Here is a 17,587-nt window from a genome sequence, read left to right as displayed (position 1 = left end):
CCGCACATATGTACGGAGGGTGATGTTCGCGGGGTATGCCCGTGGCGTTTTTCCACGTCTTTCCCGCGCTCGCCGTCCGTATCCCGTCGAGGTCCACGCCGGGCCGCGACCGATCAAGATCATTTCTGGGTGGGTGCCGGGCGTGTTGTCCGCGACAGGTGCGAGGATGCACACGTACGGAACGGCACGGGACGGGAGCCCCGCCTTCCGGCAGACCTGACCGGACGACGCGTCCGTGCCGGGTGGGGGGCGATCGGACAGCCATGTCCCGAAATTCCCCTGCCGGGCGCATACACCGCGCACCGCGCAGAAGGGACCGCTGACGGCGATGCAGATCCGGCTGACCGTCCTTGGGTCGCGCAGCGGCCACCAGACCTCGACCGCCCCCGCGAGCTGTGACGTGCTCGTCACGGCACCGGCCGGCACCGCGCTGGCCGCGGTCGCCTCCGGGCTCGCGGCGACCGTCGGCGGACCCGACACCGGGGGCACGGTCGTGCTCTACGCCGGCTCCGAGCGCCTCGACCTCCAGCGGCGGGTGCTGGGCGAGCCGCCGCTCGTGGACGGCGCGGTACTGGCCCTGCACGGGCCAGTACCGGACGTGCTGCCCGAGGACGGCCTCGGCGCACCCCAGCTGCACGTCGTCGCCGGACCCGACGCGGGCGGGGTGCACCTGCTGCACAGCGGGCAGATCCGGGTGGGCAGATCCGCCGACGCCGACGTCCCGCTGGACGACCCCGACGTGTCCCGGCTGCACTGCGCGGTCACGGTGATCCGCGACGGGCGGGTCGCGGTGGCCGACCTGGACTCGACGAACGGGACCACGTTGGACGGCGTCCCCGTGGGACCCCAGCCCGTCGCCCTGCCGCCGGGGGCGCTGCTGCGGATCGGCGAGTCCACCCTGCGGCTCGCGCCCGCGGGCGCGACGCCCCCGCTGACCGTGACCCCGGACCAGGAGGGCCACCTCTCCGTGCCACCCCCGGCGGGCGCCGCCGGCTGGTCGGGCGCCGCCGGTACGCCCTCGGGCCCGCACCCCGCACCCCACGGCCCGGGCCCGACGGGCACCGCCGGCCCGGCGCCGGACGGCTCCGGGCGAGGCGGACGTGTCACCGGGCCGCACGGACCGGCCGAAGCAGCCGGGCGGGCCGGTTCCGGCGGGCCGGACGCCTCGGGCGGGGCCGGCTGGACGGGCTCCGGCCCGGCCGGGGCCGACGCGCTCCCGGGGCCGCGCCCCGGAACTCCCGCCGGACCGCCGGACGCCTCCGGCTCGGCAGGTGACGGCCGCACGTCCGGCGGCGGCGCCGCCGCCGCGGGCCGCCGCAAGGGACTCGGGGCCTGGGCCCGCAAGTGGGTGCGCGGGGACGACCTCACCGAGGCCGCGCCGGAGTCGGCGCCCGCGGCCGCCGCCCCCGACCCCGACGACCCGGCCGCGCTGCTGCTGGCCGCGATGGGTCCCACCGAGCGCCTGTGGTCCCGTACGCCCGGACAGCCCGGCCACGCCCGGGCGCTGGAGGTGGGGCTCGGCGCCGGGAGCCGGGTGTCGCTGCCGGAGGTCGGCGCCCTGGGCGTCGCGGGCCCGCGGGCCCGGCTGACCGGGGTCGCCCGCTGGGCGGTCGCCCAACTGGCGGGACTGCACGCGCCGGGGCAGCTGGAGATCGTGCTCGTCGCCACCGACCGGGCGCGGGGCCTCGCCGAGCGGCGGCGCGACTGGGGCTGGCTCGGCTGGCTTCCGCACGTACGGCCCGCGCACGGCCAGGACTGCCGGCTCCTCCTCGCCTACGACCGCGACCAGGCCGTCGCCCGCACCGGTGAGCTGACCCGGCGCCTGGACGACGGTCCCCTCGGCGTGCACTGGGCCGCCGCCGACGCCGGGCAGGTCCGGCGGGCCGCCGCCGTCTACGACGGCCCGTACACGCTCGTCGTCCTCGACGGCGATCCCGGCGCGGGCGCGCTGCGCGACATCACCGGGCGGCTCGCCACGCACGGCCCGGCCGCCGGGATCCACGTGCTCGCGCTCGCCGAGGCCCCGGCCGCAACCGCCGCCTCGCCGGTCGCCGAGACCTACGAGGCCGCCTGCGCGGGCAACCCCGCCTTCCGGGACTGCGGCGCGGTCGCCCTGCTCAGCGGGGACGTGGCCACGGCCGTACGGACCTTCGCGGTCAGCGGCGGCCGGCCGGTCCCGTCCGGGGTCACCGCCACCGCCGACGCCGTCTCCGCCGCCTGGGCGGAGCGCTTCGCGCGGGCGCTGGCGCCCCTGCGCACCACCGACGCCTGCTCCGCGGCTCCGTACCGGCCGTCCGCCGCCACCCTGCCCGCGACCGCCCGGCTGCTGGACGAGCTGGGGCTGGCCCGGGCCACCCCGGCCTCCCTGATGGCCCGCTGGGCCGCCGCCACCGACCAGGGGCAGGGCACGGGCGGCCTCGCCGAGATCGTGCTGGGCAGCGGGCGGCGCGGACCCGTCGGCACCGAGCTGGTCCACGACGGCCCGCACCTGCTCATCGAGGGGCCAGCCGGGAGCGGGCGGACGGAGCTGCTGCGGTCGGTGGCCGCGTCGCTGTCCGCTGCCGCCCGGCCCGACCGGCTCGGGCTGGTCCTCCTCGACGGGGCCGGCGGCGAGCGCGGCGACGGGCTGCTGCCCTGCACCGACCTCCCGCACGTCTCCGCCCACCTGGTCGCCTCCGACCCGGTGCGCATGCGGGAGTTCGCGCAGGCGCTGGGCGCGGAGCTGAAGCGCCGCGCCGAGATGCTGGAGGGGCTGCCGTTCGCCGAGTGGCACGCCCGGCGCGAGGTCTCCGACCGGATGGTCTCGCCCCGCCGGCCCACCCCGGGCGAGCTGCGCGGCGACCTGGAGCCGCAGCGCACGGGCACGCTCCGGCTCCGTGCCTCGACCACCCGTACGGATCCGGCCGGGCCGAGCCCGCTGCCCCGCCTGGTGGTGCTGGTGGACGACCTCGACGCGCTGGTCGCGCCGGGCCTCGGCAGTACGGGCCGGCCCGCCGCCGGCTCGGTGGTGCGGGCGCTGGAGGCCGTCGCCCGCGAGGGCGCCCCGCTCGGCGTGCACCTGGTGGCCACCACCGCCCGCCCGGACCGCACGGCCGAGACCGGGCTGGCCCGGCTGACCGGCCTGCGCGTGGAGCTCGACGCCCCCGACCAGCCGGGCCCCGGCCGCGGCCTGCTCCGGCACGCGGACGGCCGCACGGTCCCGTTCCAGGCCGGCCGGGTCACCGGCCGGATCCCCCGGACGGCGACCTTGAGGCCGACCGTGGTTCCGGTGGAGTGGGAGCGGATGGGTGATCCGCCGGCCCGCCGCCCGGTGCGCGAACTGGGCAACGGGCCGACCGACCTCGCGCTGCTGGCCAGCGCTCTGGACCGGGCCTCGCACCTGGTCTCGGCGATACCCGTGTTGTTCCCGCCCGCTCCCTGACACCTCTGGGGCTCAAGACCGCCCCCGCGACGCGGTATTGCGGGGGCGCGCGGGTCGGCGTAGACCTTGTGGTCCGGGACACACCACGGGCATCGGGGGCAGAACCATGCACAGGCACGGAACGAGCCGTACGGCACTCACCTGGACGGCGCTCGCCGCGGCGGGCGCGCTCGCGCTCAGCGCGTGCGGCGGCGACACGGACGAGAAGACGGACCCGCCGAAGGCCGCGGGTCCGACCGGGCCGCAGGTGGAGTTACCGAAGCTGGACGGGGAGAAGCTGGAGGTCGCCGCGGTCTGGACGGGCCCCGAGCAGGCGAACTTCACCAAGGTCCTGAAGGAGTTCGAGAAGCGGACGGGGGCCACCGTGACCTTCGTCCCGGCCCAGGACCCCATCGTCACCTTCCTCGGTACGAAGATCGCGGGCGGTGCCCCGCCGGACGTCGCACTGCTCCCGCAGGTCGGCGCGCTGGTCTCGGCCGTGCAGAACAAGTGGGCGCAGCCGGTGGGACCGGAGGCCCAGGCGCAGCTGGACAAGAACTACTCGGCGGGCTGGAAGTCGCTGGGCGCGGTCGGCGGCACCCAGTACGGCGTGTACTACAAGGCGGCCAACAAGTCGCTGATCTGGTACAACGCGAAGGCCTTCGAGGCGGCCGGGGTCAAGCCCCCGACGACCTGGAAGGAGCTGATCACGGCGGCCGACACGCTGTCCGCCTCCGGTACGCCGGCCGTCTCGGTGGCGGGCGCGGACGGCTGGACCCTCACCGACTGGTTCGAGAACGTCTACCTCTCGCAGGCGGGCCCGGAGAAGTACGACCAGCTGGCCAAGCACCAGATCAAGTGGACCGACGACAGCGTCAAGCAGGCGCTGACCACGCTCGGCGAGCTGTTCGGGCGCAAGGACTTCCTGGCGGGCGGGCCGAGCGGGGCACTGTCCACGGAGTTCCCGAAGTCGGTGACGCAGACCTTCACCGGTGGCGACCGGCCGGCGGCCGCGATGGTCTTCGAGGGTGACTTCGTGGCGGTGAACATCGCGCAGACCGAGGCGAAGGTGGGCGAGGACGCCCTGGTCTTCCCCTTCCCGGCGGTCGGCGGGAAGGCACCGGTGGTCTCGGGCGGTGACGTGGCGGTCGCGCTGAAGCCCTCGAAGGGCGCGCAGGCCCTGCTGACCTTCCTGGCCTCGGCGGACGCGGCGCAGATCCAGGCCCGCGAGGGCGGTTTCGTCTCCCCGAACAAGGCGGTGGACCCGGCCGCCTATCCGAACGACATCCAGCGGAACATCGCGAAGGCGCTGATCGCGGCGGGCGACGACTTCCGCTTCGACATGTCGGACCAGGCCCCGGCGGCCTTCGGCGGGACCCCGGGCGCGGGCGAGTGGAAGGCGCTCCAGGACTTCCTGGCGAACCCGTCGGACGTGGCGGGCGCGCAGGCGAAACTGGAGGCGGACGCGGCCAAGGCCTACGGGAACTAGGCCCGTGAAGGCCTCGGTCAAGGCCGGCCGCGGGCTGTCCGCGGAGGCCCGGCGCCGCCGTCTGGTCGCGGCGGCGTTCCTCCTGCCGGCCCTCGTACTGCTCGGCGCGCTCGTCGTGCACCCGATCGGCTACTCGCTCTACCGCAGCTTCTTCGACCGCTCGGGAGGCACGTTCGTCGGCGGCGACAACTACCGGGGGATCCTGAGCGACGACACCATCCGCACCGCCCTGGAGAACACGGCGGTGTGGGTGGTGCTCGCCCCGACCACGGCCACCGCCCTCGGTCTGATCTTCGCGGTGCTCACCGAACGGGTCCGCTGGGGCACGGCGTTCAAGCTGCTGGTGTTCATGCCGATGGCGATCTCGATGCTGGCGGCGGGCATCATCTTCCGGCTCGTCTACGACCACGATCCCGACCGGGGCGTCGCCAACGCGGTCTGGGTGGGGGTCCACGACACCTTCGCGGAGTCCTCGGCCTTCCCCAAGGCCCGCCCGGGCCGGGACTCGCCGCTCGCCGACGCCGGCGGGGGCGCCTTCGTGACGCGCGACCCGGTCCGCGCGGGCACCCCGGTGCTGCTGCCACTGGTCGGCGTGGCCCCGGAGTCCCTGCCCGAGGGGACGCGGGCGGCGAGGGCGGCGGATGCCGAGCCGGGGAAGGTCACCGGAACGGCCTGGCAGGACTTCACCCGCGGCGGGGGCGGCCGTACGAACGCGGTCGACCCGACCGAGTCGGCCTTCGCCGGGATGCGGATCGAGGCGGTCAAGGACGGCCGGGTCGTCGACACGGCCACGGCCCGCGCCGACGGCACCTTCACCCTGTCCGCGGAGGCCGACGGGGCGCTGCTGCGGCTGCCCGCCGCCAACTTCCGGGAGGCGTACAGCGGGGTGCAGTGGCTCGGCCCGACGCTGGTCACCCCGGCGGTCATCGGGGCGTACGTGTGGATGTGGGCCGGGTTCGCGATGGTGCTGATCGGGGCCGGGCTGGCGGCCGTACCGCGCGAGCTGCTGGAGGCGGCGCGGGTGGACGGGGCCAACGAGTGGCAGGTGTTCCGCCGGATCACCGTGCCGCTGCTGGCGCCGGTCCTGGCGGTCGTGCTCGTCACCCTCGTCATCAACGTCATGAAGATCTTCGACCTGGTCTTCGTGATCGCGCCGGGCGCGGTCCAGGACGACGCGAACGTGCTCGCGCTGCAGCTGTACCGGACCTCCTTCGGCACCGACGCCGATCCGGGCCTGGGCAGTGCCATCGCCGTGCTGCTGCTGGTGCTGGTGATCCCGGTGATGCTCGTGAACATACGCAGGCTCCGGAAGGAGGGATCCCGATGAGTCCGTCCAAGTCCGAACGGACCGGGAGCACCGTGGGGGCCGGGAGCACCATGGGGGCCGGGAGCACCGTGGGGGCCGGGAGCACCGGGAGCACCGTGGGCCGGCTGGCCGCGCGGGCCGCGGGCGGGGCGCTGCGGGTGTTCCTGGTCCTGGCCGCGCTCTTCTGGCTGGTGCCCACGCTCGGGCTGCTCATCTCCTCGTTCGTCTCCCCCACCGACCTCAACAAGGGTGGCTGGTGGCAGGTGCTGACGGCGCCCTCGCGGCTGACCGCCGGCAACTACGAGCGGCTGCTGGCCAACGACACCATCACCGGCTCGCTCCTGAACACGGTCGCGATCGCCGTGCCGGCCACCCTGCTGGTCCTGGTCCTGGGCGCGTTCGCCGGATACGCCTTCGCCTGGCTGGAGTTCCCCGGCCGGGACTGGCTCTTCCTCGTCGTCGTCGGGCTGCTCGTGGTCCCCGTACAGGTGGCGCTGATCCCGGTGTCCGAACTCTTCGGCTCCATCGGGCTGTTCGAGACCACGGCGGGAGTGGTCCTCTTCCACACCGCCTTCGGACTGCCCTTCGCCGTGTTCCTGCTGCGCAACTTCTTCGCGGAGATCCCGCGCGAGCTGCTGGAGGCGGCCCGCCTCGACGGGGCGGGTGAACTGCGGCTGTTCGCCCGGGTGGTGCTGCCGCTCGGCGGGCCGGCGATCGCCTCGCTCGGCATCTTCCAGTTCCTGTGGGTGTGGAACGACATGCTCGTGGCGCTGGTCTTCGCGGACTCGGCGAACCCGCCGGTGACGGTAGCGCTCCAGCAGCAGGTACGGCAGTTCGGCAACAACATCGACGTGCTGGCGCCGGGTGCGTTCCTGTCGATGGTGGTCCCGCTCGTCGTCTTCTTCGCGTTCCAGCGGCAGTTCGTCACGGGGGTGATGGCCGGCGCGATCAAGTGATTGACGTGCGACGTTGACGCTGCGTAACCCGATTGCCACACGCTGCGTAACCCGAACGCCACGCCGGGGGTTCCTGGGGGCACCTCCCCGCGGTAGCTGGGGGAGACATGCCCGCGCCGACCCCTGGATGTGCCGTGCCCCGGTTCAGCGTCATCGTGCCCGCGTACAAGGTCCAGGCCTACCTCCAGGAGAGTCTGGACTCGGTCCTGACGCAGTCGTACCCGGATCTGGAACTGATCGCGGTCGACGACGCCTCACCCGACGCCTGCGGTTCGATCATCGACGAGTACGCGGCCCGTGACGCCCGGGTCACCGCCGTGCACCTGGCGCACAACCTGGGCCTGGGCCCGGCCCGCAACGCGGGCCTGGCCCGGGCCACCGGCGACTACCTGATCTTCCTCGACGGCGACGACACCCTCGCCCCCGGCGCCCTGCAGGCCATCACCGACCGGCTGAAGGCCACCGGCTCCCCCGACGTCCTCGTCTACGACTACGCGCGCACCTTCTGGTCGGGCGAGCTGGTGCGCAACCGCCTCGCGCACCGGCTGTCCGAGGAGGGCCCGGCCAGCTTCCGGCTCGCCGACCGCCCGGCGCTGCTGGCCATGCTGATGGTGGTGTGGAACAAGGCCTACCGCCGCGAGTACGTGGAGCGCGAGGGCCTCGAATTCCCGCCCGGCCTCTACGAGGACACTCCCTGGACCTACCCGGCGCTGCTGGCCGCGGAGTCCGTCGCCGTCCTGGACCGGGTCTGCGTCCACTACCGCCAGCGGCGGACCGGCTCGATCCTGACCACCACCAGCCGCCGCCACCTCGACATCTTCGACCAGTACGACCGGGTGTTCGGCTACCTCGCCGGGCGCCCGGAGCTGGAGCGCTGGCGCCCCACCGTGCACCGCCGCATGGCCGAGCACTTCTGCGCCCTGTACGCCGACCCGCGCCGCCTCCCGCCCGCCGGCCGGGCCGAGTTCTTCAGCCGGGCCTCCGCGCTGTTGCGCCGCTACCGGGCCCCGGGCGGCAGGTCCGCGCTGCCGCTGTCCCTGTCGCGGACCGACCGGGTCCGGCACACCCTGATGCGGCTGGGCACCCGGCGCACCTACCGGCTGCTGTCCGCGCTGCGCTCGGCCGGGCTGGCACTGGGCCGCGCGGCCACGACCCTGTGGCAGGGCCTGCGCGAAACGGCCCGGCGCCTGCACTACCGGATCCAGCGCCTGCTCCCCCTGCGCCCGGAGCTCGCGGTCTTCTCCGCGTACTGGCACGGCGGCTACGCCTGCAACCCGGCGGCGATCGAGGCCAAGCTGCGGGAACTCGCGCCCCGGATGCGGACGGCGTGGATCTGCGACCCGGCGCACGCCTCGACCCTGCCCCGGGAGACGACGGCGCTGCGCCCGGGCTCGGCGGCGTACTGGACCGCCCTGGCGCGGGCCACGTACCTGGTCACGAACGTCAACTTCGACCGCGCGCTGGTCAAGCGCCCCGGCCAGATCCTGGTCCAGACCCAGCACGGCACCCCGCTCAAGCGCGTCGGCCTCGACCTCCAGGACCGCCCGGCGGCCACCCCGACCACGGACTTCGCGGGCCTGCTGCGCGGCGCCGACCAGTGGGACTACCTGCTCTCCGCGAACCGGCACTCCACCCTGGTCTGGGAGAAGGCGGTCCCGTCCTCCTACACGACCCTCGAATACGGCTACCCGCGCAACGACGTCTTCCACCGGGCGACCCGCGCGGACGTACTGGAGCTGCGCGAACGGCTCGGCATCCCGGCGGGCTCGACGGCCGTCCTGTACGCGCCCACCCACCGCGACTACCGGCGCAGCCAACCGGAACACCTGGACTTCGAGCGGGTCCTGCGCGATCTGGGCCCGCGCTTCACGATCCTCGCCCGCACCCACCTCACGTACGCGGACGCCGGCCGCGCGTGGGAGCCGCACCCGCGGCTGCTGGACGTCTCCTCCCACCCGTCGGTGGAGGAGCTCTGCCTCGCCTCGGACGCGCTCGTCACGGACTACTCGTCCCTGATGTTCGACTACGCGGTGCTGGACCGGCCGATCGTGATCCACGCGGACGACTGGGAGGCGTACGAGGCGGCCCGCGGCACCTACTTCGACCTGCGGTCGTGCCCGCCGGGTGCGATCGCCCGGACCCAGGACGAGCTGGTGGACATCTTCACCACGGGCCACTGGCAGGGCTCGCGCTCGGCGCAGCTGCGGGCGGCGTTCCGCGGGCGGTTCTGCTCGTACGACGACGGCCACGCGGCGGAACGCGTGGTCCGGCGGATCTTCCTGGGCCAGACCGCCCCGGTCCCCGCGATCACCCCCCTGGCGGACCGCCGCCCCGCCCCTGCGGCCCCCGCCCCGGCCCCGGCTCCGGCCCAGGAACCGACCTTGGCCCGCCTCTGGCCGTAGCCCGGCCCGTAGCCCGGCCACGAGGGCTCCGCCCCCGAACCCTGCTCGGTAGCGGAGGCCGCATCGACCACGTGGCGCCGCTGCGGGGGCTCCGCCCCGGTATTTCAGCCCCGCCGACGTTTGAGCGCGGGGTCCGGGGCGGAGCCCCAGAAGGCGGCCCGCAGGGTCAGGAGGCCCGCAGTCCGGCCGCCACCGACCGCGCGAGCTCGTCGAGGTACCCGCCGGGGACGGAGTCCCCCACGACCACCTGCCGCCAGTACAGCGGCCCGATCGCCAGATCGAGCGCCCGGTCCGGATCCACCCCCTCCGCCAGCTCGCCGCGCGACACCGCCTCGCCGACGATGCCCGCGGCAACCCGTCGCTGCCCCTCCAGCAGCGCCCCCCGCACCGCGTCCGCGATCTCCGGGTTCCGCGCCGCCTCCACCAGCAGGTCGGGGATCACCGCCGACGCCACCGGGTGCCTCAGCACGTGGGACATGACCTCCAGCAGCGCCCGTACGTCCCCGTACAGCGACCCGGTGGCCGGCACCGGCAGGCCGTCCGCCGCGAAGGCCCCGATCAGGTCGAGCACCAGGTGCAGCTTGGACTTCCAGCGCCGGTACACCGCGGTCTTGCCGACGCCCGCCCGCCGCGCGATGCCCTCGATGGACATCCGCGAGAACCCGACCGCGGCCAGTTCCTCCAGCACCGCTTCGCGGATCGCCTCGGTCACGTCCTCACGCAGGACGGCGGCGCCGGCGGGGGCTCTACGGGCGGGGGCGGCGGGGGCGGGGGCGGCGGAGGGGTCCGTGGTCATGCACAGAGCATAGCCGCGCTCCCGTCACGACGATACGGTTGCGTTCCGACGCGGCACGCCCTAACCTCGCCGTAGCGACGATACGGACCCGTCCCATCGCCAGCCGACGCCCTGACCCCGTCGAAAGCGAACCCTGTGACCACCGCGACCGCACCCAAGACCGCGCCCGCGCCCTCCGCGGAACTCGCGCAACTCGCCGCCGCCCACGGCCTCACCCTCAGCGGCGCGCGCCCCTCCCTCCCGCGCTACGTCGCGCAGCTCTGGGACCGGCGCCACTTCGTGGCCGCGTACGCCACCGCCCGCATGCAGGCCACGTACAGCACGGCCAAGCTCGGCCAGGTCTGGCACCTGGTGACCCCGCTGCTCAACGCGGCCGTCTACTACTTCGTCTTCGGCCTCGCGATGAAGGCCAGCAGCGGAGTGCCGGACTACCTCCCCTTCCTGATCACCGGCGTCTTCATCTGGGACTTCATCGGCAGCTCCATCAACGCCGGCACCCGCGCCGTCCACAGCAACCTCGGCCTGGTCCGCGCCCTGCACTTCCCCCGCGCGAGCCTGCCCCTCTCCACCGTCGTCCAGCTCTTCCAGCAGCTGCTCGTCACCATGGGCGCCCTGGTCATCCTGCTGCTCGCCTTCGGCCAGACGCCCGGCCCCGCCTGGCTCCTGGCCGTCCCGACGCTCCTGCTGATGGCCGTCTTCGCCGCCGGCTGCGCCATGATCATGGCCCGCATCGGCAGCAAGAGCCCGGACGTCAGCCAGCTGATGCCCTTCGTCCTGCGCACCTGGATGTACTCCTCGGGCGTCATGTGGTCCATCGACCAGATCCACAGGACGGGCGACCTGCCGCACTGGGTGCTGACGATGCTCAAGCTCAACCCCGCGGCCGTCTACATCGACCTGATGCGCTTCGCGCTCATCGACAGCTTCGAAGCGCACTCGCTCCCGCACCACGTATGGCCGATCGCCATCGGCTGGGCCCTGCTCGCCGGCGTCGGCGGGTTCGTCTACTTCTGGAAGGCAGAGGAGGAATACGGCCGTGGCTGACACTCGAGGACGGATCCCCACCGTGATCGCCGACGGGGTCCACGTCATCTACAAGGTCCACGGCAGCGGCAGCCGCAAGGGCGGCGCCACCGCGGCCCTCAGCCGGATCTTCTCCCGCGAGCCGGCTCCCGGCATCCGCGAGGTGCACGCCGTCAAAGGCGTCACCTTCACCGCGTACAAGGGCGAGGCCATCGGCCTCATCGGCTCCAACGGCTCGGGCAAGTCCACCCTGCTGGCCGCCATCGCCGGTCTCCAGCCGGTGGCCCGCGGCCGGATCTTCTCGCACGGTCAGCCGTCCCTGCTGGGCGTGAACGCCGCCCTGATGAACGACCTGACGGGCGAGCGCAACGTCGTGCTCGGCGGCCTCGCGATGGGCATGTCCAAGCAGCAGATCCACGAGCGCTACCAGGACATCGTCGATTTCTCCGGCATCAACGAGAAGGGCGACTTCATCTCGCTGCCCATGCGGACGTACTCCTCCGGCATGGGCGCCCGCCTGCGCTTCTCCATCGCCGCCGCCAAGGACCACGACGTACTCATGATCGACGAGGCCCTGGCCACCGGCGACGCGGCCTTCCAGCGGCGCAGCCAGGCCCGCATCGAGCAACTGCGCCAACAGGCCGGCACGGTCTTCCTCGTCAGCCACGGCATCAACACGGTCCGCGAGACCTGCGACCGCGCGATCTGGCTGGAGGCGGGCGTCATGCGCATGGACGGCCCGGCCGCCGAAGTCTGCGACGCGTACGAGGCCTTCACCGCGGGACGCTGACCGGCTGTTCCAGCCCCGCCGGCCCGTTCCAGGCCGGCCGGCACAAACTTCAGCCCCGCCGGCGTTTGAGGCGCGGGGGATCGGGGGCGGGGCGGAGCCCCCTGGGGTCCCCCGGACGGAGTCTGGGGGAGGCGCCGCACCCGACACGCGAACCACGAACGGGCCGGGCCCGGGACCGCGAGGTCCCGGGCCCGGCCCGTTCGGCAAAACCGCCCGATCAGCTGTGCGCGCGCAGCAGCGACCGCATCGTCCGCATCGCCACCGACAGGTTCGCCAGGTCGAAGTCGTCCGACCCCCGGATCTCGTCCAGCGTCGTCCGGGCCCGCCCGATGATCGCCGCGTTCTTCTCCTCCCACGCCTTGAAGCGCTCCTCGGGAGTCGAACTGCCGTTGCCCACGGACAGCACGTCGGCCGTCAGCGCCGCGTGCGCCGCGAACAGGTCCTCGCGGATCGACGCACGGGCCATGGACTGCCAGCGGTCGGCCCGCGGCAGCTCGATGATCCGGTCCATCAGCTGCGTGATGTCCAGGCGGTCGGCGAGGTCGTAGTAGACCTCGGCCACCTCCAGGCAGCCGACGCCGGTGCGGTCCGCGATCGCCACGATGTCGAGCGTCGGGAAGGCGGAGGAGAACCCGGCGACCTTGGCGGCCAGTTCCTCCGGGACGCCCTCGCCCGTCAGCTCGTCCAGGATCGACTGGTACCACTCCAGGTCGGCGCCGCGCACCAGCTTCGGCAGCTCGGCCCAGACCTGCCCGACCCGGTCCGCGAAGAAGGCGATGGTCTCGGAGATCTGGAGCGGCTGCGGCCGGTTGTTCAGCAGCCAGCGGGTACCGCGCTCGACCAGGCGCCGCGAGTGCAGCCGCACCCGGGTCTGGACGTCGGCGGCGACCTTGTTGTCGAGCGCCTCCACCGCGTCCCACACATCGGCCAGGCCGAAGATCTCGCGGGCCGCGAGCTGCGCCCGGACGATCTCCTCCGTGGAGGCCCCGGTCTCCTCGCGCAGGCGGTGCAGGAAGGTCGAACCACCGGTGTTGACGGTGTCGTTGACCAGGATGGTGGTGATGATCTCGCGGCGCAGCGCGTGCGCGTCGATCTGCTCGGGGAACTTCTCGCCCAGGGCGGCCGGGAAGTACGCGAAGAGCAGGCGGCGCAGGTACGGGTCGTCCGGCAGCTCGGTCGCGATGAGCTCGTCCGCCACCGTGATCTTGGTGTAGGCGAACAGCACGGCCAGTTCCGGCTGGGTCAGACCCTTGCCGCTGCCCAGCAGCTCGCGGATCTGCCGGTCCGTGGGCAGGAACTCCAGCGCGCGGTCGAGCAGTCCGGCGTTCTCCAGGCGGCGCATGTAGCGCTGCTGGGCGTGGAGCAGGCTCGGGGCCTGGGCGGCGCCGTTGGCGAGCGCCGTGTTCTGCCCGTAGTTGTTGCGCAGGACGAGGTGGCCCACCTCGTCGGTCATCTGGGCGAGCAGCTTGTTGCGCTGCTTGACGGTCATGTCGCCGTCCGTGACGACCGCGTTGAGCAGGATCTTGATGTTCACCTCGTGGTCGGAGGTGTCCACGCCCGCGCTGTTGTCGATGGCGTCGGTGTTGACCTTGCCGCCTTCGCCGCCGGCGCCGGTCCGGGCGAACTCGATGCGGCCGAGCTGGGTCAGGCCCAGGTTGCCGCCCTCGCCGATGACCTTGGCCCGGACGTGGGAGCCGTTGACGCGGATGGAGTCGTTGGCCTTGTCGCCGACGTCCGCGTGCGTCTCGGCCGTCGCCTTGACGTACGTACCGATGCCGCCGTTCCACAGCAGGTCCACGGGCGCTTGCAGGATGGCCTGCATCAGGTCGGCGGGGGTCATCTTGGTGACGCCCGCCTCGATGCCGAGGGCCTCGCGGACGTGCGCGTTGACGGGGATGGACTTCGCGCTGCGCGGGTGGATGCCGCCGCCCGCGGAGAGCAGCGAGCTGTCGTAGTCGGCCCACGAGGAGCGCGGCAGCTCGAACAGGCGCCGGCGCTCCGCGTACGAGGTGGCCGCGTCCGGGGTCGGGTCGAGGAAGATGTGCCGGTGGTCGAAGGCGGCGACCAGGCGGATGTGCTCGGAAAGCAGCATGCCGTTGCCGAAGACGTCACCGGACATGTCGCCGACGCCGACGACGGTGAAGTCCTCGGTCTGGGTGTCGTGGCCGAGCTCGCGGAAGTGCCGCTTGACGGACTCCCACGCACCGCGGGCGGTGATGCCCATGCCCTTGTGGTCGTAGCCGGCCGAGCCGCCCGAGGCGAAGGCGTCGCCGAGCCAGAAGCCGTAGGACTCCGCCACGCCGTTGGCGATGTCGGAGAAGGTCGCGGTGCCCTTGTCCGCGGCGACGACGAGGTAGGTGTCGTCCTCGTCGTGGCGGACCACGCCCTTCGGGGGCACGACCTCGCCGGCGACCATGTTGTCGGTGATGTCGAGCAGCGCCGAGATGAAGATCTTGTACGAGGCGATGCCCTCGGCGAGCCAGGCGTCGCGGTCCACCGACGGGTCGGGGAGGTTCTTGGCGACGAAGCCGCCCTTGGCGCCGACCGGCACGATGACGGTGTTCTTGACCATCTGCGCCTTGACCAGGCCGAGGATCTCCGTACGGAAGTCCTCGCGGCGGTCGGACCAGCGCAGGCCGCCTCGGGCGACCTTGCCGAAGCGCAGGTGGACGCCCTCGACGCGCGGGGAGTACACCCAGATCTCGAAGGCCGGGCGGGGCGCCGGGAGGTCGGGGATGGCCTGCGGGTCGAACTTCATCGACACGTAGGAGTGCGGCTCGCCCTCGCTGGTGGTCTGGAAGAAGTTGGTCCGCAGCGTCGCCTTGATGAGGGTGAGGAAGGCCCGCAGGATGCGGTCCTCGTCGAGCGAGGCGACCTGGTCCAGGGCCCCGTCCAGCTCCTCCAGCATGGCGTCGACGAGCTCGCTGCCGGCGGCCTGGCGGACGGGCGACATCCGGGCCTCGAAGAGCGAGACCAGCAGCCGGGTGGTGTGGACGTTGTTGCGGAGGGTGTCCTCCATGTAGTCCTGGCTGAAGGTGGAGCCGGCCTGGCGCAGGTACTTGGCGTACGCGCGCAGGACGACGGCCTGCCGCCAGGTGAGCCCGGCGCTCAGCACGAGGCTGTTGAAGTTGTCGTTCTCCGCGTCGCCCTGCCAGACCGCGGCGAAGGCTTCCTGGAAGCGCTCGCGGGCGTCGTCGCCGAGGTAGTGGGCGGCCGCGGCGTCACCGTTCCCGGCGGGCAGGGGCATCCGCAGGCCGAAGTCGTAGATCCACGCGCTGACCCGGTCCGAGCGGCGCAGCTCGTACGGGCGCTCGTCGGTGACCTCGACGCCGAGGCGCTGCAGCACCGGCAGGACCGCGGAGAGCGAGACCTGCTCGCCGGTGCGGAAGATCTTGAACCGGCGCTCGCCGGGGGCGGCGCCCACCGGCTCGTACAGCGAGAGCGCGAACTTGCGGTCGCTGGCGGCGAGCCGCTCCAGGTGGACCAGGTCGGCGACGGCGGCGCGCGGCGAGTGGTCGGCCTTGTAGCCCTCGGCGAAGGAGGTGCCGTAGCGGCGCAGCAGCTCCGCGGCGCGCTCCTCGCCGCACTCGGCGATCAGCGCTTCCTGGAAGCCGTCGGCCCAGGAGCGGGCGGCCTCGACGAGGCGGCTCTCGATGCGCTCGACGTCGCCGTCGGTCAGGCCGGGCAGCTCGGTGCCCTGCGGGACGCGGATGACGAAGTGGATGCGGGAGAGGATCGACTCGGTGTTCCAGGCGGTGAAGTCGACGCTGATGCCGCCGAGCTCCTCCTTCAGGATGTCCATCAGGCGCAGCCGGACGCCGGTGGTGAACCGGTCGCGGGGCAGGTAGACGAGGGCCGAGTAGTAGCGGCCGTACTCGTCCTGGCGCAGGTACAGCCGCAGCCGGCGGCGCTCCTGGAGGTACAGGACGGAGGTGACGATGGACTGGAGCTGGTCGACCGGGGTCTGGAACAGCTCGTCGCGCGGGTAGGTCTCCAGGATCTGCGTCAGGTCGCGGCCGTCGTGGCTGGACGGCGAGAAGCCGGCCCGGTCCAGGACCTCGGCGACCTTGCGGCGGACGACCGGGACGCGGCGCACGGACTCGGTGTACGCGGCGGAGGAGAACAGGCCGAGGAAGCGGCGCTCGCCGACGACGTTGCCGTCGGCGTCGAACTTCTTCACGCCCACGTAGTCGAGGTACGAGGGGCGGTGCACGGTGGAGCGGCTGTTGGCCTTGGTCAGCACCAGCAGGCGGTGCTCGCGGGCCTTGGCGCGGGCGTCGGCCGGCAGCCGGTTGAAGGACGGCGAGACGGGGTGGCCGTCGTCCTTGCCGCTGTGGTGCGGGTCGGAGCGCAGGATGCCGAGGCCGGTGCCGGGCACGGCGGTCAGGGAGTCGCCGTCGACGAGGTTGTACTCGCGGTAGCCGAGGAAGGTGAAGTGGTCGTCGGCGAGCCAGCGCAGCAGCTCACGGGCCTCTTCGAGCTCGTACTCGCGCAGGTCCGGGGCGGTGGGCTCCTCGGGCAGGCCCTCGGCGATGCGCAGCGCGGCGTCGCGCATCTTCTCCCAGTCCTCGACGGACTCGCGTACGTCGGACAGGACGCGCAGCAGGTCGGCGGTGATCTGCTTGAGGTCGGGGCGGTCGGTCTCCCGGTCGATCTCGACGTGGATCCAGGACTCGACGAGGGAGTCGTGGGGGCGCGAGGTACGGGGCCCGTGGGCGTCGCAGTCGGGGCCGAGGATCTCGATCAGCTTGCCGGTGACGTCACGGCGGACGACGACCTGGGGGTGGATCACGACGTGGATGCCGCGGCCCTGGCGGGACAGCTCGTTCGTCACGGAGTCGACGAGGAAGGGCATGTCGTCGGTGACCACCTCGACGACGGAGTGGCTGGAGGTCCAGCCGTTCTCCTCGACCGTGGGGGTGTGCACGCGCACGTTCGCGGTGCCCTGCGGCCGGTTCTCGGCGAGCCGGTAGTGGGAGAGCGCGGCTCCGAACACGTCGACCGGGTCCCGGTCCGTGAGGTCCTCGGGTGCCGTGTGCAGGTAGTAGCGCTGGAGGTAGGAGAGCACCGCGTCCTGGTCTGGACGCTCTCCCTGCTCGGACCCAGTCGGAAGTAGCCCCCCGGCCGGGCTGTGCTCAGCTACCCGGGCCGCCCGTGCGAGCAGCTCGGCCTTTGCTTCGTCCAGCTTGGTCTGCATGTCCTCTGGCTCCTGTCGCGCGCCATTGCGTGACGTAGGTGAAGGAAGAAATGGCACAGTCCCGCAGGGCGGGAAGTCGGTGTCCGTTCGGGATCGACGCTATGCCGTCGAGAGAGCCGACCGGGAGGGAATGAGCCAAGATCGGCTGGAGGTCCCGGTGGCGGGGATCAGCGAAGGCCCGGGCACGGTCGTGCGCCGGGCGCAGGCCGGAGGCTCCAGTGCCCCCGA

At 73.1% G+C, this 17,587-nt stretch carries 9 protein-coding genes; 7 read left to right on the top strand and 2 right to left on the bottom strand.

From position 1 onward, the window contains the following. Positions 1–328 precede the first annotated feature (328 nt). The 5 genes from IF88_RS0131150 (at position 329) to IF88_RS0131130 (ending at position 9,553) form a co-directional block, all read left to right on the top strand. Entirely contained in the window at positions 329–3,421 is a 3,093-nt protein-coding gene (locus tag IF88_RS0131150) for an FHA domain-containing protein (RefSeq protein ID WP_030719947.1), read from the top strand. Positions 3,422–3,527: 106 nt separating this feature from the next. Continuing rightward, a complete protein-coding gene (locus tag IF88_RS0131145) occupies positions 3,528–4,889 on the top strand; it encodes an ABC transporter substrate-binding protein (protein WP_030719946.1) in 1,362 nt (453 codons plus the stop codon). Positions 4,890–4,923: 34 nt separating this feature from the next. Next, positions 4,924–6,216 (top strand): carbohydrate ABC transporter permease, encoded by a 1,293-nt coding sequence (locus IF88_RS0131140; RefSeq protein ID WP_037807701.1) that lies wholly within the window; start codon positions 4,924–4,926, stop codon positions 6,214–6,216. Positions 6,217–6,266: 50 nt separating this feature from the next. After that, positions 6,267–7,151: a carbohydrate ABC transporter permease gene (locus IF88_RS0131135; protein WP_030719944.1), complete on the top strand. Its 885-nt coding sequence runs from the start codon at positions 6,267–6,269 to the stop codon at positions 7,149–7,151. 134 nt (positions 7,152–7,285) lie between these two features. Further along, positions 7,286–9,553: a bifunctional glycosyltransferase/CDP-glycerol:glycerophosphate glycerophosphotransferase gene (locus IF88_RS0131130; RefSeq protein WP_030719943.1), complete on the top strand. Its 2,268-nt coding sequence runs from the start codon at positions 7,286–7,288 to the stop codon at positions 9,551–9,553. 166 nt (positions 9,554–9,719) lie between these two features. On the opposite strand, the gene IF88_RS0131125 is transcribed toward IF88_RS0131130, so the two are convergent. Continuing rightward, positions 9,720–10,349: a TetR/AcrR family transcriptional regulator gene (locus IF88_RS0131125; RefSeq protein WP_030719941.1), complete on the bottom strand. Its 630-nt coding sequence runs from the start codon at positions 10,347–10,349 to the stop codon at positions 9,720–9,722. 135 nt (positions 10,350–10,484) lie between these two features. Here IF88_RS0131125 and IF88_RS0131120 point away from each other — a divergent pair, with 135 nt between their 5' ends. Then, entirely contained in the window at positions 10,485–11,393 is a 909-nt protein-coding gene (locus IF88_RS0131120) for an ABC transporter permease (RefSeq protein ID WP_030719939.1), read from the top strand. Continuing rightward, the gene (locus IF88_RS0131115) at positions 11,386–12,162 is read left to right on the top strand and encodes an ABC transporter ATP-binding protein (RefSeq protein WP_030719937.1); all 777 of its coding nucleotides are present in this window, start codon (positions 11,386–11,388) and stop codon (positions 12,160–12,162) included. Before IF88_RS0131120 ends, IF88_RS0131115 begins: the two co-directional genes overlap by 8 nt. Before the next feature lie 217 nt (positions 12,163–12,379). Here IF88_RS0131115 and IF88_RS0131110 read toward each other — a convergent pair whose 3' ends face one another. Further along, positions 12,380–17,359, bottom strand: a complete 4,980-nt coding sequence (locus tag IF88_RS0131110; RefSeq protein WP_030719935.1) for an NAD-glutamate dehydrogenase — start codon at positions 17,357–17,359, stop codon at positions 12,380–12,382. Positions 17,360–17,587 lie beyond the last annotated feature (228 nt).

Origin of the sequence: Streptomyces sp. NRRL F-2580, from assembly GCF_000720115.1 — a bacterium.
Lineage (GTDB): Bacteria > Actinomycetota > Actinomycetes > Streptomycetales > Streptomycetaceae > Streptomyces.
Note: the sequence above shows the minus strand (reverse complement) of the source record. Positions and strands in the feature narration are given on the sequence as shown.